Here is a 15,882-nt window from a genome sequence, read left to right as displayed (position 1 = left end):
CCTAGACTTAGCCGCGCTGACAAGCGCGGTTTTTTTTGGCCTGGGGAGGCAAGCCGAGATCAGGAAATCGCAGGTTTACTCGGCGGCCAGCGCCCGATCGCCGGCGAATTTTTCGACATGATCCGCCATCTGCCGCATGAAGGCCGCGACGGCGTCGGCCACCGCGGCGAAATCCTCACGCTTCTCCAGCGTCACCTCGTCGACATAGATCGCCCGGTTCACTTCGATCTGCAGCGCGTGCAGACCGCGCGAGGGACGGCCGTAATGTTCGGTGATGAAGCCGCCGGCGTAAGGCTTGTTACGGATCGCAGCAAAGCCCATTTCCTCGAGGATGGCGATGGCGGCGCGCGAAAGTTCGGCCGAAGCGCTGGTGCCGTAGCGATCGCCGATGATGAAATCGGGCCGTCCGGCGCAGCCCGCGACCCGAACATTGCCGGGCATCGAGTGGCAGTCGATCAAAACGCCGAAGCCGAACTGCACATGGGTGCGGGCGATCAGCCGTCGCAGCGCCGCGTGGTAAGGCTTGTAGACTGCCTCGACCCGATCGAGCCCCTCCTGCACCGGCAGCCGCCGTGCATAGATCTCCATATTCTCGGCAACGATGCGCGGAATGGTTCCAAGCCCGCCGGCGACCCTCAGCGAATTGACATTGGCATAGGGCGGCAGCAGCCCGTCGAACATCCTTGGATCAAGCTCGTAGGGCTCACGATTGACGTCGAGATAGGCCCGCGGAAAATTGGCGGCGAGCAGTGGCGCGCCGAGTTCGACGGCCGAGCCAAACAGCTCGTCGACGTAATGGTCCTCGGAACGGCGGATCGCTATGCCTTCCAGCCTCGACTGCGCGATGAATTCCGGTGGATAAACGCGGCCGCTATGGGGGGAGTTGTAGACGAAAGGAATGGTCTGCGACACGGGCTCATGAACCTCAAAAAGCTCGTATTCGCGGATTTCCGGCACTTCTGGCCCTCTTTACCATGTCATGAACTGACTGCTTCGCCCATGTTGCCAGTTGCCCGGCCGCAAGTCCATACTATGTAGGAGGGATGGCGGTCGCGCATAGGCAATTCACCGGTTGTTTACCGGACAAAGACTAGTGTAAACGGCTGGCAGCCCACCCAAAACCTATTGATTAGCGGTCTGGATTGATGACTCAGAAGATACTTCTCGCCGAAGACGACAATGACATGCGCCGTTTCCTGGTGAAAGCCCTCGAAAAGGCCGGCTACAAGGTCCTTTCTTACGACAACGGCGCCAGCGCCTATGACCGCCTGCGCGAGGAGCCGTTCTCTCTGCTCCTGACCGATATCGTCATGCCCGAAATGGATGGCATCGAGCTGGCTCGCCGCGCCACCGAACTCGACCCCGACCTGAAGGTGATGTTCATCACCGGATTTGCCGCCGTGGCGCTGAACCCCGATTCGAAGGCGCCGAAGGATGCCAAGGTCCTTTCCAAGCCTTTCCACCTGCGCGACCTCGTCGATGAGGTCAACAAAATGCTTGCCGCATAGGGCTTGTCGGGCGGCGCGTCACAAAACTGAAAAAAGCCTATTGACGGCTCCAAAGGTTTTGTGATCTATGCGCCGCCATCGGATGGGCGTGTAGCTCAGCGGGAGAGCACTACGTTGACATCGTAGGGGTCACAGGTTCAATCCCTGTCACGCCCACCATCCGATCTCCCTGACATCATTGACAGATCTCCGATCGGGATTTTATTTATCAAGACCGGCGTGCGCCTGAATCCGGACTTTAGCGCGAGGGGGCTTGCGTGATTAGCTCCGACCAGATCGGGCGGGATCTATCGGCTGTGGGATGACCATCCACGCGGGAAGCAGGGGACGTATGACGCAAAGGACGCGGACACGTAAAGCGATATCCATAATTCTGGGCCTCGTCCTGGCTGGGGTTGGCCTCTTCGGTTTCGGTTACATGCAGTTTCATGTCGTTCAACCGATCAGCATCAAGTTTTGGCTGATTCCGATCACGATATTCGGGGCTGGTGTGGCGATCCTCTGGGACGACTTCAAAAGTCCTTAAGGCACGTCGCATCAAACCTGATTCATGTGACGTGCTTTAGCGAGCGAGGCGATTTCTGTCTCCGTTTGAGGATGTCGCAATCATTGAGATCCGTCCCTTGCTCCGATCGATCGGCATGTCCAGGCAATCCGGTCGCCTGGCCCTGCGCCGACTCACGCAGATTGCAGTTACGGCGCGCTCTCATATGAGGACGCGTTCATTCGAGCATCAATTGCATACCATTGCGGAATGCTCAGCCCCTCGTTGTTAGGCCCAGCTCGACTCGGCTTACCTCGACATCGCCGGCTTCCGCGCTGGTCTGTTCTACAGCTGGTGGGACGACGGCCTCTCCGGCGAAACCGACGATATCGGCTCTCCGGTCACGCTGCACAACTCGCTGCGTTATCAGTACGAAACCGACGCCTTCTACGCCGGCATCAGCGTCGACGAGCTGGAAGACAGCCCGTTCTACAACGGCGAAACCGCTAACAACGTCGGCGTTGCAGTCGGTCTCGGCGGCAAGGCTGGTATCTTCAGCTACCAGATCACGGCTGGTTACGACACCGACAACGAAGAAGGTGCCGTCCGTGCAATGGGTACGGTTGCCGTCGGTCCGGGCACGCTCGGCCTCGCAGTTGTCTACGCAAGCAATCCGAACGCTTATTACAACAAGGCTGAATGGGCGATTGCTGCCGAATACGCCATTAAGGCGACCGACAAGCTCAAGATCACCCCGGCTGTTCAGTACTACGACAACTACGGCATCACTGCGGGCGAGTTCAAGGATGACGTTAACGCCTGGAAGGCCGGCGTAACGGTCGACTACCAGATCGTCGACAACTTCTCGGCAAAGGTTTCGGTTCAGTACCTGATCCGGACAATGCTGACGACGTCACCTCGGGCTACTTCCGCCTGCAGCGCACGTTCTAATAAAAGGCTGCTGGCAATCAACCACAGCGCTCTTTGTGCATCTGAAAAGACGCGCGGCGCTGCGGGCCGGCGGCCACGAATTCCTGATCTGACTGACCTCCGATCGGGAAAGAATGGGCCTGGACTTCCCTGCCTGGGCCCATTCCCCTTGATCCGAAGTGCGTCCAACCCAGAAATACGGTCAAGACGGCAGGCGCTCGATGAGCGCCTTGCCACCGTCATGTCGCATCGGGTCGCTGTCGATCTCGAGCATCCCAAGCCATCTGTACCCACTCAGTTCAAAAAACCTTCCGCTCATCCGCCACCGATCGCCGATCCGGCCCGGTCGTCGGCGAAATCCTGGTGCCGTCGACAACAGAGCCAAATTCGGACACAGAACCATGCCATGGCGAACCGAGGCTGAAGCACTGATTCGCTTCGCCACGAGATGGGGTTTGAGATTGAAATGAAATTATCCGCGCTTGTCGCCGCCGGCCTTGTTGCCGCCGTCCTCGCCTTGCCAGCCGCTGCTGCGCCCGCCTCCCCGCCAGAGACATTTCCCGGCGCCCCCGGCGTCATTACGCTTTCCGGCAAATGCGCCAAACTGGTCGTCGCCAAGTTCGACGCCACGAAGGGCTGCAAAAATGAGCTTGCCAGCGTCACCCTGGCCAACGGCTCGGTGACCTTCATCTTCACTTCGGACGGAAAGGCGCTCGGTTTCCAGGGCGATGGCAGCGGCATCAAGCCGGCCTCCAACGGCAATGCTCGCCTGCCGCTGAGCCTCGTCACGACGGGCGTCGGCAACAAGATGACCGGCCAAGTCAAGGTCGCCGGTTTCTGCACCTTCGGCAATCCCTACGCCGGCAAGCCGATCGCGATCGAATGCACCGCCGAAAGCAAGGACTCCTCCTTCACCGGCAGCTTCCGTACCGGCGGCAAGCTGGTGAAAAAGGGAAAATAGCTGCCGTCAGGCAGCGCACCACGCGCCGCCGGCAGCCCCCGGCTTGCGCGCCAGCCCTTCCTTGATCAGCTGTGCGCCAAAAGAGCGTCCGTCGCGCGAGACGATCCGCGGCGCGCCTGGGGACTCCGTCTTTCCGGCCGCATCGATGGTGAACGGGCCGGCGTTCAGAAGCGCCAGCAGGCGCAGCTTCGCGGCAAAGGCCACCCTGCGTTCGTCATCGCAGCGCGCCTGGTCGGCCACCGGGCTTGCCATATCGGCAATGACGATCTTTTCGCCCTTGTACCAGAAAACGCCGCCGTCGCCGACGCAATTGATGTGCGCGCCCTGCCCGCAATAGCCGAAGGCGCCCGTCGCCGTCTGCTGGGCTCCGGGAGAGGCCGGGGCCGGCACCGCCTTGATCGGTTGGATGGCCGGCGTCGGGATTGCGGCCGGCGGCAGCGGCGGCGCCTGTAGCGCCGTCGGCGCGGCTCTCGGCGTCGGTGCGGCAAGCGCCACCTGCTTCGGCGGCACATCCTTCCTGGCGACAGGTCTCGGCTCCGCCATTTCGCGTGCGATCGGCGTGGACTGCCGTTCAAGCAGCGGCTGAAGGCTCTTCCAATTGTCGTGAGCCACGATGCCGCCGACCGCGGCAATGCCGATCACCGCCCAGGGCAGCAATCCGCCACTGCTGCGTGCTCTGCTCTTTCCTCTCGCCGGCGCCTTGCGGCGGCCGCGTGTCGCTGTCTTGACCATCTTTCCGAATCCCGTGAGGCCGGGATTATCGCTGCCCAATCCTTTCCGAAAGGTTGGCGAGGGCCGTTATCTTTGACGCGGGCCGATGCGCTAGACGACAAAACGCCCGGCATCACCGGGCGCCTATCTCCAGAGGTTTGTCTTTCGCCTAGTCCGGACGTTGAGCTGAAGACTCGTTTTTTCCGGCCGATGCGGCGCCGCTGATGGGGGAACCGATCGGCTGTTTGCGTTTACCGATCTCGATGCGGTTGTCCGCCCCCTCGCGGATGGCCTGCCATTCATTTTCGTGCCGGATAACAATATCCCGGGGCACAAAGTTCATTGTCATGTGCTTCTCACCCTGTGTTTCAAATCAACTGTCAGTGCGCCGAAAAGCCCTCGGAGCCGCTATTTCTTCGTTTTCGTATGAGCTTTGATGTCGGGGCCTCCTTTGGAGAGGTCCGCACCGCTCACATGTGCCGGCACGTGAATGTCGTGATAGACGCCGGGCGTCAGCGTCAGATCGACGTGATGCGGCGGCAGCACCTGTGCCTTCTGCATGCGGTTCGGCTTTGCCCGCTTCATGCGGTCGGATGCCTCTGTGCGTTTATCGGGAATATGGGTCGAAGTGTGCATCATCGGCGTCCTTTTCAGCTCAACCAGGGTTTAACGAGCGGAGGCGCGGATGGTTCCCGAAATTATGCGGTTTTCCGTGAGGCGTTTGGCCTTGACTGGTTTGGGAAGTAGATTACCTAAGGCCCATCCCGTAGCCTTCCAGACATCGGCTACGGGAAACATTGGTGCCGGGCCCCTCTGGCGAGAGTTTTTACGGCGCTCTCGTGATGTCGGTACCGCCTGCAACTCAGCCGGCGGATTTTTCATCGATGAAAAAGCTCACCATGCCTCGTCAGCATGCCCGTTGTGGCATGCGGCGTTTTGACAAAATCTCCACCCTCTCCAACAAGCTGTGCGGCCGCGAGGTGCGGCCATGAACCAGCCCCAGACCACTAAATCCTCGCTCGGCTATTTCCGCTGGGCGTTCATGGTCACGGCTCTCGGCCTTGTTCTCGGCGCCGTGCTTGGTTGGCAGACGACCGGCACGACCGGCGGCATGGCGACCGTCTTCTTCATCTGCACCGTGCTTGCGGTGCTGGAGATCTCGCTCTCCTTCGATAATGCCATCGTCAATGCCAACAAGCTGAAGGAGATGACGCCGGTCTGGCAGAAACGATTCCTCACCTGGGGCATCATCATTGCCGTCTTCGGAATGCGCATCGTCTTTCCGTTGGCGATCGTCGCGATCGCCGCACGGATCGGCCCCTGGGACGCTCTGGTGCTCGCCGCCCGCGAACCCGAGGAATATGCTCGCATCATGAACGATGCGCATCTGCCGATCGCAGCCTTCGGCGGCACCTTCCTGATGATGGTCGGCCTCAGCTATTTCTTCGACCATGAGAAGACGATCCATTGGCTTCGCGGCCTTGAAAAGGTGATGGCGCGCTCGGCCACCATCAGGGGCATCGAGATCGCTTTCGTGCTGGCGCTGATGCTTGTCTTCTCCTGGCTGATCGGCGGCGAGGAAGCCAGCATCTTCGTCCATTGCGCCATTTACGGCCTGCTCACCTTCCTCGCGGTCGAGGTCGTCGGCGAGTTGCTCGACGCGTCGCAGCAGACGATGAGCGCTGCCGCCAAGGGCGGCCTCGGCGCCTTCATCTATCTGGAGGTGCTGGATGCCAGCTTCTCCTTTGACGGCGTCATCGGCGCCTTCGCCTTGACGCAGAACCTCTTCGTCATTGCGATCGGCCTCGGCATCGGCGCCATGTACGTGCGCTCGATGACGATCATGCTGGTCGAGAAGGGAACGCTTGCCGAATACCGCTACCTCGAACATGGCGCGTTCTACGCCATCCTAATCCTCGCAGTGATCATGTATGCGCAAACCCTGGTGCATATTCCCGAAGTAATCACCGGTCTCGGCGGCGCGGCACTGATCGGCCTGTCGCTCTGGTCGTCCATTCGCCACAACAGGCGCGAGCGGGCAGAAGATCACGCCGACCGGCGGGAGGAACTGCACGCCTGACGTGGCAGACAATTACGGGTCGCAACGCGCCTCAGCGTTGCGGCTACTCCGACATAAATAAAGCCCGCGACCATCGGTTGCGGGCTGTTTCATTCCTGCATGCCTTGAGCGGCTTAGCGGATGACCTGACCGAACAAAGCCGGATCGATGCCAAGCTCCTTGAGGTCGCGGGCGCGCGGACGACGGCCGGCTTCGACAGCGGCGCTGACGGCGTTGGCGGCGCTCAGCGCAGCAAATGCGCGGCCCAGGAAGCCGGCGTGGACTGAATTGCGGATGGCGGACATTGTCCTGTTCCTCTTGCTTTATGATTGACCACTCATAGATGGCAGTGCGCTGTCGCATCGACAATGCACGGAAAATCACCGCAGCCATGCAAAAAGAAGAGGCCGGCGCATGGTTCCATGGCCGGCCTCCAGGCAGGGGTAAGGTTGTCTTTTTCTTCTAGTCTTCGTTTGCCGCCAGCTGCGACAGCACCTGGCCCCGACCGCGGATGCGCAGGATCAGCGGGATCAGGAACGCAGCCGCCGCAACGATGAGAAGGCCTGCCGCGATCGGTGACATCACCAGCGTCGTCACGTCGCCCTGGCTGATCGCCAGCGCGCGGCGCAGTTGCTGCTCGGCCAGCGGCCCGAGGATGAGGCCGACGACGGCAGGCGCGATCGGATAGCCGAAGAGCCGCATCACATAACCGAGCAGGCCGAAGGCGAGCAGCATGCCGAGCTCGAACACGGAAGGGTTGGCGCCGATGGTTCCGAGCGTCGCAAACAGCAGGATGCCGGCATAGAGCCATGGCTTCGGAATGGTCAGCAGCCGCACCCAGAGCCCGATCATCGGCAGGTTGAGGACGAGCAGCATTGCATTGGCGATGAGCAGGCTGGCGATCAGTCCCCAGACGAGCTGCGGATTGGTGGCAAACAGGAGCGGCCCCGGCTGCAGCCCGTATTGCTGGAAGCCGGCGAGCATGATCGCCGCCGTCGCCGTCGTCGGCAGGCCGAGGGTCAGGAGCGGCACCAGCGTGCCGGCGGCTGACGCATTATTCGCCGCCTCCGGTCCGGCCACGCCTTCGATCGCGCCATGGCCGAATTCTTCCGGGTTCTTCGCCAGCCGCTTTTCGGTCGAGTAGGACAGGAACGTACCGATTTCAGCGCCGCCCGCCGGCATCGCGCCGATCGGGAAACCGATCAGCGTGCCGCGAAGCCAGGGCTTCCAGGAGCGCGACCAGTCCTGTGCATTCATCCAGAGCGAACCCTTGACCGCCTCCACCTGCTCCGCGACCCGGTTGCCCTGCGCTGCTATATAGAGCGTCTCGCCGATCGCGAACATCGCCACCGCGAGCGTCGTCACTTCGACGCCGTCGAGCAGGTCGGGGATGCCGAAGGAAAGCCTGGCCTGCCCCGTCTGCTGGTCGATGCCGACCATGGCGAGCGCGAAACCGATGAACAGCGCGGTCAGGCCTCGAAGCGCCGAATCTCCGAAGGCCGAGGAGACGGTGACGAAGGCGAGCACCATCAGCGCGAAATATTCGCGCGGCCCGAAGACCAGCGCCAGCTTGACGATGTAGGGCGCGATGAAGGCGAGCCCGAGCGTGGCGATGAGGCCGGCGACGAAGGAGCCGATCGCTGCCGTCGCCAATGCGGGTCCGCCGCGCCCGGCCCGCGCCATCTTGTTGCCTTCGAGCGCGGTGACGATCGATGCGCTTTCACCCGGCGTGTTGAGCAGGATCGACGTCGTCGAACCGCCATACATGCCGCCGTAATAGATGCCGGCGAACATGATCAGCGAGCCGCCCGGATCGAGCTTGTAGGTGGCCGGCAGCAGCAGCGCCACAGTGAGCGCCGGGCCAATGCCGGGCAACACGCCGACGGCCGTGCCGAGCGTCACGCCGACCATCGCATAAACCAGGTTCATCGGCTGCATCGCAACCAGGATACCCTGCCATAGAAATTCGAATGTGCTCATCTTGGTGTCCCAGGCGGCGTTCCCGTCCGTGCCTTCGCAATCGGTCGCCGCGAAAAATCAAAAGAGCTGACAGCGCGTCCCGCGCTGTCAGAAGAACAGATGTTCGAGCGGGCCGGCCGGCAGCGTCAGCTGCAGGAGCTGCGAGAAGATCGCCCAGACGACGAAGCTGAAAACGATGCCGATCGGCAGCGAGATCCAGAGCTTGCGTTTGCCGAAGCCGCGTGCGGTCAGTGCAAACAGAATACCGGTCGCAATTGAGAACCCGGCAACGCGCAGGAGCAGCATCTGGCAGGCAAGACCCGCGACGATCCAGATGACGGGTGCCACTTCTTGCTTTTCTCGTTCCGGAAACTCGCCGCGCCAAGCTTCGGCGAGGGTCCAGATGCCAAGACAGAAGAGCCCGAACGCCACCACCTCAGGCACCGTCGCCGGACCGATGCGGGCGTACTGTGCGATCGTTTTCAGATGGGTTGCATCCCAGGCCATCACACCGGCGATGGCGAAGAGAAAAACGGCAATGATGAACGCCGCCCGATCAGGGCGGCGCTCGGTTGCCGAGGAGGTCTTATCCTCGCTCATTGAACAAGTCCGATCTCTTTAAGAATGCCCTCAGTGGCGGAGACGTCCTTTTCGAGCTGCGCCTTGAAGGCGTCGCCGGACAGATAGGTGTCGGCCCAGCCCTTGGTCTTCAGCGTTTCCTGCCAGGTGGCAGAGCTGTGCAGCTTCTCGAAATCGGCGGTGATCTTGGCAACTTCGTCGTCCGACAGGCCAGGGGCTGCGGCGACCATGCGCCAGTTCTGGATGCTAACGTCGGTGCCGGCCTCCTTCAGCGTCGGGGCGTCGACGCCGTCGATACGCTTGTCGCTGGAGACGGCGAGGAGACGCAGCATGCCTGCCTTCACCTGCGATTCGAACTCGCTGTAGCTCGAAACGCCTGCTGTGACCTGGTTGCCGAGAATGGCTGCGAGCGCTTCACCGCCGCCGGAGAAGGCGACATAGTTGATCTTCGTCGGGTCGACGCCGGAAGCCTTGGCGATCAGTCCTGCGGTGATGTGGTCGGTGCCGCCAGCCGAGCCGCCGCCCCAGGAAACCGAGCCCGGATCCTTCTTCAGCGCCGCGACCAGATCAGCCATCGTCTTGATATCGGACGAGGCAGGAACGACGATAGCTTCATATTCGCCGGTCAGACGGGCGATCGGCGTCACGTCCTTAAGCGTCACCGGCGACTTGTTGGTGAGGATGGCGCCGACCATGACATAGCCGCCGACGATCAGCGAATTCGGATTGCCGGCAGCCTGGCTGGCAAACTGCGCAAGGCCGATGGTGCCACCGGCGCCGGGGACGTTCTGGACCTGTACGTTGCCGGCGATCTTCTCCTGCTGCAGCGCAGCCTGCAGGGAACGGGCCGTTTGGTCCCAGCCGCCGCCGGGAGCGGCCGGCGCGATGATGGTGTAGTCGGCAGCATAGGCCGGCAGCGCGATGGCGGCTGCAAGAATGGTTGCGATGAACGTATGCTTCACGATATGTCCTCCGTGGGCGGTTGAGCGAACCGCCTGTTATTCTCGAGTGAATCGGAAGGGGTGGCCGGCCAGCGGACGCAATTGTCCTGAATGACGAGCGGAATGCCTCCCAAACTTCAATTCTCCGCCTCCACGGAAAAGAAGTAGCCAAAGCCACCACAACAACCTGTCATCTAGCTGACATCGGCCAGATATCCAGAAGGAGAAGCCGCTTTTTTGCCGTAATTGGGCCAGCAGCCCGCCGAAGGTGTAACAGATATTGAGGTCGTGAACCGGCCGAAAGCTGGCCTTCTTCACTGTGCCCGCAGAACCTCGTTCCAGTGCGCGATCAGCCGCGCACGCTTTACCTGATCGAGATAGACCATCAGCCCGGGACTGACCGGCACCGGCCGAAGTTGGGCACCGAGCAGTTCCTGCAGCGTATTGGCAGTGTTCTCCCCCGCCACCTCCGGGCTGACGGCCGGGATCTGCAGCTCGCGCGCCATGATCGTCTGGCCCTCCTTCGACATGAAAAAGGCAAGGTAGCGGCGGCCGAGCTCCGGCTCGGCTGCAGCCTGCGGCACCAGCCCGATGCGCGACATCACCACCGTATAGTCCTTCGGCAGCACGATGCCGACATCGGGGTGCCGCGAAGCCCAGTCGGCGGCGTAGGAACCGAGAATATTATAGCCGAGCACGAAGCGCCCGTCGGCGACGCGTTCGAGAATCGCCGAGCTCGTCGAGTAGAGCTTGACGCCGGCCGCGCCCATCGCGCCGATCACCGACCAGATGTCGCCGAATTGCTCCTGGTCGCGCGCCATGAAAAGAAAGCCGACGCCCGATCGCTCGATATCGTAGGTGCTGATCCGGCCATAGACCGCATTGCCCTTGCGCTTCAGATAGTCCACGAATTCCGCCCGCGAGCTCGGCACCGGCTCGTGCGCAAAGCTCGGCTTGTGATAGACAAAGACCGCCGGCTCGAAGGTCAGCGCATAGGCGGTATTGCGCCAGTTCGCCCATTTCGGCCAGGCAGCACTCATCGGCAGATTGCTGACCTGCGCATAGCCGTCGTTGGAAAGCTTCACCTGCAGGTCCATCGCCGAGGAAAAGGCAAAATCCGCCGTTTTGCCACCCGCATCGGTTTCTCTGACGATCCTGTCGTAGATTTCACCGGTCAGCATGTCTTCATATCTGACCGCGACATCGGGATTGGCCTCCTGGAAACCGCGGATCATCGGCTGTGCCAAGGGCTCGTCAAGCGAAGAATAGACCGTCAGCACCGGTGCGGCGGCATCGCCCGACTTCGCCGGAAAGAAGGCTTGGTCCGCCAGGACGCAACCCGGCCAGAACGCCAGCAGCAAAATGCAAACTCTCCTCATGCAGCAACAATGCCTGAGCGCACAGAGAGGAGCAAGGGCGCTGGATCGAAGCTGCCGACCGGGAAACATCAATCCGGACAATAATGTCGCTTTCCTCAATGGGAACGGCCTCTTCACCACAAAGGATTAGCGATCAGTTCCATGCTTCACCCCTTTAGAGTATTGATGAAGAACCGCGACGATATATGGTCGCGCTGCCGCGTCAAAACGTCGAAGCCGCCCGAACTTGTTTTCGGGGACGACTCTACGCGACAAAAACTCTAGAAAAAGCTAGACTATCCTGGGAAGATCCATGGGAGGGGTCATGGAACGACGACTGAGCGCTATTCTCGCTGCGGATGTCGTCGGCTACAGCCGACTGATGGGCATGGATGAGTCAGGCACCTTGCAGGCGCTGAACCGCCATCGCTGCGAGCTGATTGACGTTCGGATTTCCGACTACAAGGGCCGGATCGTCAAACTCACCGGCGATGGCATCCTTGCCGAATTCCAGAGCGTGGTGAATGCCGTCGCCTGCGCTGCCGAAATACAGCGCAGCATGTCGGCCCGCAACGAGAACGTGCCGAAGGACGAGCGCGTTGAATTCCGCATCGGCATCAATCTCGGCGATGTCGTGGTCGAGAACGGCGACATATTCGGCGACGGCGTCAATCTTGCCGCAAGGCTTGAGCGTATCGCAGCACCGGGCGGCATCGCCGTGTCGGCCTCCGTGCGCGACCAGGTCGGCTCGCGCCTCAATCTCGGCTTCGAGTTCATCGGCGAGCACATGCTGAAGAATATCAGGCAGCCCGTTCAGGTCTACACCGTCACCTTGGCGCCACCCTCCTCCACCAGGCTGGTGGCTGAGAACCGCAATACCTGCTTCATTGCCGTGCTGCCCTTCACAAATATGAGCGGTGACGCCGATCAGGATTATTTTTCCGATGGCATCACCGAAGACATCATCACCGATCTTTCCAAGATCTCGAGCCTGCACGTAGTGCCGCGCAACACCATCTTTACCTACAAGGGCATATCGGTGAAGTTGAAGCGCCTCGCCCAGGAACTCGGTGTGCGCTATGTGCTCGAAGGAAGCGTACGCATCTTCGACAAGCGCGTACGCATCTCCGGCCAGCTGATCGACACTGCCAATGGCGACCATCTCTGGGCCGAACGTTACGACCGCGACCTTACCGATATCTTTGCCATCCAGGACGAGATCACACAGGCGATCGTCAATCAGCTGAAGGTGCGCCTGCTGCCGGAGGAGAAGAAGGCAATCGCCAACGAACCGACGGCCAATGTCGAGGCTTATACCTATTATCTCAGGGGTCGCCAGCTCTCCCACACCTGGACAAAATCCTACCTCGAGCTCGCAAGGCGCATGTTCTGCAAGGCCGTAGAACTTGACCCTGATTATGCCCGGGCCTATGCCGGCATCGCCGATTGCGACGCTGCGATCCGCGACTGGGCGCCTGACGATGTGCCGCTGAGGCGCATTCTCGATATGAGCGCACGGGCCCTTCAGCTCGACCCCGATCTTCCCGAGGCCCACGCCTCGCATGGCTTGGCCCTGCATCAGAGCGGCCTCGATGATCGTGCGGCGGCCGCCTTCGAACGTGCCCTCACGCTCGACCCGAACCTTTTCGAGGCGAATTTTCATTACGCCCGGTTCTTCTTCATGCGCGGCAACTTTGCCAAATCCGTTCAATATTTCACCCGCGCCGCCGAAATCCGCCCTGACGACTACGTCTCGCCGATCCATCTGATGTCGGCCTACCGCTCCCTCGGCCGTCCGGTGGATACGGAAAACTGGGCACGACTCGGCCTGCTGCGCGCCGAACGTGCGCTGAATCTCAATCCCGAAAACTCCGGCCCGGCCCATCGCGGCGCGCTGGCGCTTGCCCATCTCGGCGATGCGAAGCGGGCGCGCGACTGGGCCGCCCGCGCGATCGCCATCGATCCCGACGACATTGTCGCCCAGTACAATCTTGCCTGCGTCTATTCCGTCCTCGGCGATACCGACCGAGCAATCGACCTGCTCGAGAAGCTCCTGCCGCACAGCTCCGTCTATCATATCAAATGGTTCGACAATGATTCCGACCTCGACAACATCCGCGAGGATCCCCGCTTCCGGAAATTGTTGGCGATCGCAATGACGGAACGTGAACGGGTCGAGAGGACCGGGAGCTGAAATCTCGTCCCCGGCCATTCACTTAATTTTGAAAATCGCTATGACATCGCTCGGTCACCTCTGTAATCTCCTTTGAAAACAGAGGGAACATCCGTGCGCATCCTGCTCACAGAAGATAATATCGCGTTGGCCGACGGCCTGTCGGCGATTTTGCGCGGCACGGGCCATGCCGTCGATGTCGTCCATGACGGCGCATCCGCAAATGCGGTTATCGCCGCGGAAAATTTCGATCTTGTCATTCTCGACCTCAACCTGCCCGAGATGGACGGGCTCGACGTGCTGCGCGCCATGCGCGCCCGGCAGAACCAAGCAGCCGTCCTGATCCTGACGGCGCGGGGCACGCCGGAAGAACGGGTGAAGGGTCTCGATCTCGGCGCCGACGATTATCTGATCAAACCGTTCGATATTACCGAATTCGAGGCCCGCGTACGCGTGCTGCTGCGCCGCCAGGCCGGGCTGCGGTCTGCGACCGTCGGCTTCGGCGGCATTTCCTTCGACCTTAATTCCCGCACCTTTTCATCTGGCGATACGCCTCTTGATATTCCCGCCCGCGAACTCGGCTTGCTCGAAATCCTCTTCATGCGGGCCGGCAAGGTCGTGGCCAAGGAGGCGATCATCCAGTCGCTGACGGCCTTCGACGACGATATTTCCGCAAACGCCATCGAGCAATATGTCAGCCGGCTGAGAAAACGCCTCTCGCCGCACGGCCTTACGGTCAAGACCGCCCGCGGCATCGGATACTATCTCGACAAGCTGCCCGGGGCCTCATGAAAGCCGCCTACTCTCTCAGGCGCCGGCTGCTCTTCTGGCTACTGATCTCGACCGCCGTCATCGGCACGCTGGCGCTCGCCGATACCTATCGCGAAGCGGTCCAGACGTCGAATATCGTCTCGGACCGAGTGCTCGCCGGCTCCGCTCTGGCAATTGCCGAACGCGTCGTCGTCGCCGAAGACGGGACATTGCAGGTCGACATTCCCTATGTCGCTCTTGAAATGCTGACCTCGGCGGCGCAGGACCGGGTCTTCTACCGTGTTGACGGCCCGCCGGGTCAATTCATCACCGGCTATCAATCCCTGCCGGTCCTGAAGAAAACGCCCGGCAATGCAGCGGCCTTTGCCGACGACAGCTTCCGCGGCGAACCGATCCGCATCGCCACTCTCGAGCGCTCGGCCTCGACGGGCATCCGCTCCGTGCCCTTCGTCGTGACGGTCGCCGAAACCACCATCGCCCGTCGGCAATTGACGCAGGCGATTCTCGTACGTTCAGCGCTGCGTCTCGCCTTCATGATCCTGGGCGCGGCGGTGATCGTCTGGATATCGGTCACGGTGGCGCTCCGCCCGCTCTACAAGCTCGGCGACGCTATCGGCGAACGCAGCCCTGACGATCTGCATCCGATCGAACAAACCGTGCCGAGCGAGGTCGAGCCGCTGGTCGATACGGTGAACTCTTTCATGGTCCGCCTGCAGTCGGCCCTCGATGCGCTGCGCAATTTCACCGGCAACGCCAGCCATCAGCTGCGCACGCCCTTAGCGATCATCCGCACCCAGCTCGCCCTTTCCGCCCGCGCCGGCACGCTTGATAAAGCCCAGGCGGCGGCGCTGAAGGGAGACCAGGCCGTGGCGCATGCCGAGCGCATCCTTGCTCAGCTTCTCCTGATGGCGAAGATCGACGCCGCCACGGCCAAGGAGGCGCTGACCGCCTCCGCCATCGACCTTGCGGCAATCGCTCAGGAAATCACCGGCGAGCAGATCCCGGCGGCCGCCGTCGCCGGTATCGATCTGGGCTTCGAGGGCGAAAGCCCGGCCATGATCCGCGCCGAGCCGCTGCTGATCGGCGAGATGCTGCGCAATCTCGCCGGCAACGCCATCGCCTATGCCGGCAAGGGGGCTGAGGTCACCGTCCGCATCATCGCAGCCGCCGACACGGTTCGCCTCGAAGTCGAGGACAATGGTCCCGGTATTCCCAGCGAGAAGCTGGAGGCGGTTCGCAGGCGCTTTTCGCGCGGCAATGATTCCGGTGCGCCCGGCGCCGGCCTCGGCCTGCCGATCGTCGAAGAAATCGCCAATCTTTTCAACGCAGCCCTGACGCTGGAACCGGGCGCGTGCGGCAAGGGTCTGAAGGCGGCGGTCACCTTCGCCAAAGCGGCCTAAAAGCCGCCGGGTCCTCGACGTTCGGCCCTTGCTTTCTTTCGCTGCATT

The 15,882-nt window shown here is 61.5% G+C and carries 16 protein-coding genes, 1 tRNA gene and 1 pseudogene; 9 read left to right on the top strand and 9 right to left on the bottom strand.

The window, feature by feature from the left end:
• Nucleotides 1-75: 75 nt before the first annotated feature.
• Nucleotides 76-957, bottom strand: a complete 882-nt coding sequence (locus FHT70_RS02725) for an N-formylglutamate amidohydrolase (protein WP_183698731.1) — start codon at nucleotides 955-957, stop codon at nucleotides 76-78.
• A gap of 188 nt (nucleotides 958-1,145) precedes the next feature.
• Here FHT70_RS02725 and cpdR1 point away from each other — a divergent pair, with 188 nt between their 5' ends.
• The 5 genes and pseudogenes from cpdR1 (at nucleotide 1,146) to FHT70_RS02705 (ending at nucleotide 3,883) form a co-directional block, all read left to right on the top strand.
• The gene (cpdR1, locus tag FHT70_RS02720; protein WP_003542883.1) at nucleotides 1,146-1,508 is read left to right on the top strand and encodes a response regulator CpdR1; all 363 of its coding nucleotides are present in this window, start codon (nucleotides 1,146-1,148) and stop codon (nucleotides 1,506-1,508) included.
• Nucleotides 1,509-1,592: 84 nt separating this feature from the next.
• Nucleotides 1,593-1,667: transfer RNA gene (locus FHT70_RS02715), tRNA-Val, on the top strand.
• 172 nt (nucleotides 1,668-1,839) lie between these two features.
• Nucleotides 1,840-2,034, top strand: coding sequence for a hypothetical protein (locus FHT70_RS30665; protein WP_348649511.1), 195 nt, complete (start codon nucleotides 1,840-1,842; stop codon nucleotides 2,032-2,034).
• 250 nt (nucleotides 2,035-2,284) lie between these two features.
• A pseudogene (locus FHT70_RS02710) lies at nucleotides 2,285-2,943 on the top strand (porin); the annotation flags it as partial.
• A gap of 445 nt (nucleotides 2,944-3,388) precedes the next feature.
• Complete coding sequence (locus FHT70_RS02705) at nucleotides 3,389-3,883, top strand: hypothetical protein (protein WP_183698729.1); 495 nt, start codon at nucleotides 3,389-3,391, stop codon at nucleotides 3,881-3,883.
• Nucleotides 3,884-3,889: 6 nt separating this feature from the next.
• Here FHT70_RS02705 and FHT70_RS02700 read toward each other — a convergent pair whose 3' ends face one another.
• The 3 genes from FHT70_RS02700 to FHT70_RS02690 form a co-directional block, all read right to left on the bottom strand.
• A complete protein-coding gene (locus FHT70_RS02700) occupies nucleotides 3,890-4,615 on the bottom strand; it encodes a hypothetical protein (protein ID WP_183698727.1) in 726 nt (241 codons plus the stop codon).
• A 148-nt stretch (nucleotides 4,616-4,763) separates the two neighbouring features.
• On the bottom strand, nucleotides 4,764-4,943 hold the full coding sequence (locus FHT70_RS02695) for a hypothetical protein (RefSeq protein ID WP_085779457.1): 180 nt from the start codon (nucleotides 4,941-4,943) through the stop codon (nucleotides 4,764-4,766).
• Between the two features lie 59 nt (nucleotides 4,944-5,002).
• Nucleotides 5,003-5,233: a hypothetical protein gene (locus FHT70_RS02690; RefSeq protein ID WP_176536215.1), complete on the bottom strand. Its 231-nt coding sequence runs from the start codon at nucleotides 5,231-5,233 to the stop codon at nucleotides 5,003-5,005.
• Nucleotides 5,234-5,582: 349 nt separating this feature from the next.
• Here FHT70_RS02690 and FHT70_RS02685 point away from each other — a divergent pair, with 349 nt between their 5' ends.
• Nucleotides 5,583-6,674: a DUF475 domain-containing protein gene (locus FHT70_RS02685; protein WP_183698726.1), complete on the top strand. Its 1,092-nt coding sequence runs from the start codon at nucleotides 5,583-5,585 to the stop codon at nucleotides 6,672-6,674.
• Nucleotides 6,675-6,787: 113 nt separating this feature from the next.
• Here the strand turns inward: FHT70_RS02685 and FHT70_RS02680 are convergent, their stop codons facing one another.
• From FHT70_RS02680 to FHT70_RS02660, 5 genes are all read right to left on the bottom strand, one after another.
• Nucleotides 6,788-6,958, bottom strand: coding sequence for a hypothetical protein (locus FHT70_RS02680; protein ID WP_183698724.1), 171 nt, complete (start codon nucleotides 6,956-6,958; stop codon nucleotides 6,788-6,790).
• 157 nt (nucleotides 6,959-7,115) lie between these two features.
• Nucleotides 7,116-8,633 carry a tripartite tricarboxylate transporter permease gene (locus tag FHT70_RS02675; RefSeq protein ID WP_183698722.1) on the bottom strand — a complete coding sequence of 506 codons (1,518 nt, stop codon included), beginning with the start codon at nucleotides 8,631-8,633 and terminating at the stop codon, nucleotides 7,116-7,118.
• An 87-nt stretch (nucleotides 8,634-8,720) separates the two neighbouring features.
• A complete protein-coding gene (locus tag FHT70_RS02670; RefSeq protein ID WP_085779460.1) occupies nucleotides 8,721-9,212 on the bottom strand; it encodes a tripartite tricarboxylate transporter TctB family protein in 492 nt (163 codons plus the stop codon).
• Nucleotides 9,209-10,153 (bottom strand): tripartite tricarboxylate transporter substrate binding protein, encoded by a 945-nt coding sequence (locus tag FHT70_RS02665; RefSeq protein WP_020922265.1) that lies wholly within the window; start codon nucleotides 10,151-10,153, stop codon nucleotides 9,209-9,211. Before FHT70_RS02665 ends, FHT70_RS02670 begins: the two co-directional genes overlap by 4 nt.
• Nucleotides 10,154-10,446: 293 nt before the next feature.
• Nucleotides 10,447-11,493, bottom strand: a complete 1,047-nt coding sequence (locus tag FHT70_RS02660) for an ABC transporter substrate-binding protein (RefSeq protein WP_097597241.1) — start codon at nucleotides 11,491-11,493, stop codon at nucleotides 10,447-10,449.
• 322 nt (nucleotides 11,494-11,815) lie between these two features.
• Here FHT70_RS02660 and FHT70_RS02655 point away from each other — a divergent pair, with 322 nt between their 5' ends.
• The 3 genes from FHT70_RS02655 (at nucleotide 11,816) to FHT70_RS02645 (ending at nucleotide 15,834) form a co-directional block, all read left to right on the top strand.
• Nucleotides 11,816-13,684, top strand: coding sequence for a tetratricopeptide repeat protein (locus FHT70_RS02655; protein WP_183698720.1), 1,869 nt, complete (start codon nucleotides 11,816-11,818; stop codon nucleotides 13,682-13,684).
• Between the two features lie 93 nt (nucleotides 13,685-13,777).
• The gene (locus FHT70_RS02650; protein WP_085779464.1) at nucleotides 13,778-14,455 is read left to right on the top strand and encodes a response regulator transcription factor; all 678 of its coding nucleotides are present in this window, start codon (nucleotides 13,778-13,780) and stop codon (nucleotides 14,453-14,455) included.
• The gene (locus FHT70_RS02645) at nucleotides 14,452-15,834 is read left to right on the top strand and encodes a sensor histidine kinase (protein ID WP_183698718.1); all 1,383 of its coding nucleotides are present in this window, start codon (nucleotides 14,452-14,454) and stop codon (nucleotides 15,832-15,834) included. The genes FHT70_RS02650 and FHT70_RS02645 overlap by 4 nt, the downstream gene beginning before the upstream one ends.
• Nucleotides 15,835-15,882: the final 48 nt, after the last annotated feature.

The sequence above is a fragment of the Rhizobium sp. BK049 genome, assembly GCF_014193135.1.
Classification (GTDB): Bacteria; Pseudomonadota; Alphaproteobacteria; order Rhizobiales; family Rhizobiaceae; genus Rhizobium.
Note: the sequence above shows the minus strand (reverse complement) of the source record. Positions and strands in the feature narration are given on the sequence as shown.

Coding starts and splice junctions, on each gene's coding strand:
- cpdR1 (WP_003542883.1), top strand. CDS start 1,146: ATGACTCAGAAGATACTTCTCGCCGAAGACGACAATGACATGCGCCGT.
- FHT70_RS30665 (WP_348649511.1), top strand. CDS start 1,840: ATGACGCAAAGGACGCGGACACGTAAAGCGATATCCATAATTCTGGGC.
- FHT70_RS02705 (WP_183698729.1), top strand. CDS start 3,389: ATGAAATTATCCGCGCTTGTCGCCGCCGGCCTTGTTGCCGCCGTCCTC.
- FHT70_RS02700 (WP_183698727.1), bottom strand. CDS start 4,615: ATGGTCAAGACAGCGACACGCGGCCGCCGCAAGGCGCCGGCGAGAGGA.
- FHT70_RS02695 (WP_085779457.1), bottom strand. CDS start 4,943: ATGACAATGAACTTTGTGCCCCGGGATATTGTTATCCGGCACGAAAAT.
- FHT70_RS02690 (WP_176536215.1), bottom strand. CDS start 5,233: ATGATGCACACTTCGACCCATATTCCCGATAAACGCACAGAGGCATCC.
- FHT70_RS02685 (WP_183698726.1), top strand. CDS start 5,583: ATGAACCAGCCCCAGACCACTAAATCCTCGCTCGGCTATTTCCGCTGG.
- FHT70_RS02680 (WP_183698724.1), bottom strand. CDS start 6,958: ATGTCCGCCATCCGCAATTCAGTCCACGCCGGCTTCCTGGGCCGCGCA.
- FHT70_RS02675 (WP_183698722.1), bottom strand. CDS start 8,633: ATGAGCACATTCGAATTTCTATGGCAGGGTATCCTGGTTGCGATGCAG.
- FHT70_RS02670 (WP_085779460.1), bottom strand. CDS start 9,212: ATGAGCGAGGATAAGACCTCCTCGGCAACCGAGCGCCGCCCTGATCGG.
- FHT70_RS02655 (WP_183698720.1), top strand. CDS start 11,816: ATGGAACGACGACTGAGCGCTATTCTCGCTGCGGATGTCGTCGGCTAC.
- FHT70_RS02645 (WP_183698718.1), top strand. CDS start 14,452: ATGAAAGCCGCCTACTCTCTCAGGCGCCGGCTGCTCTTCTGGCTACTG.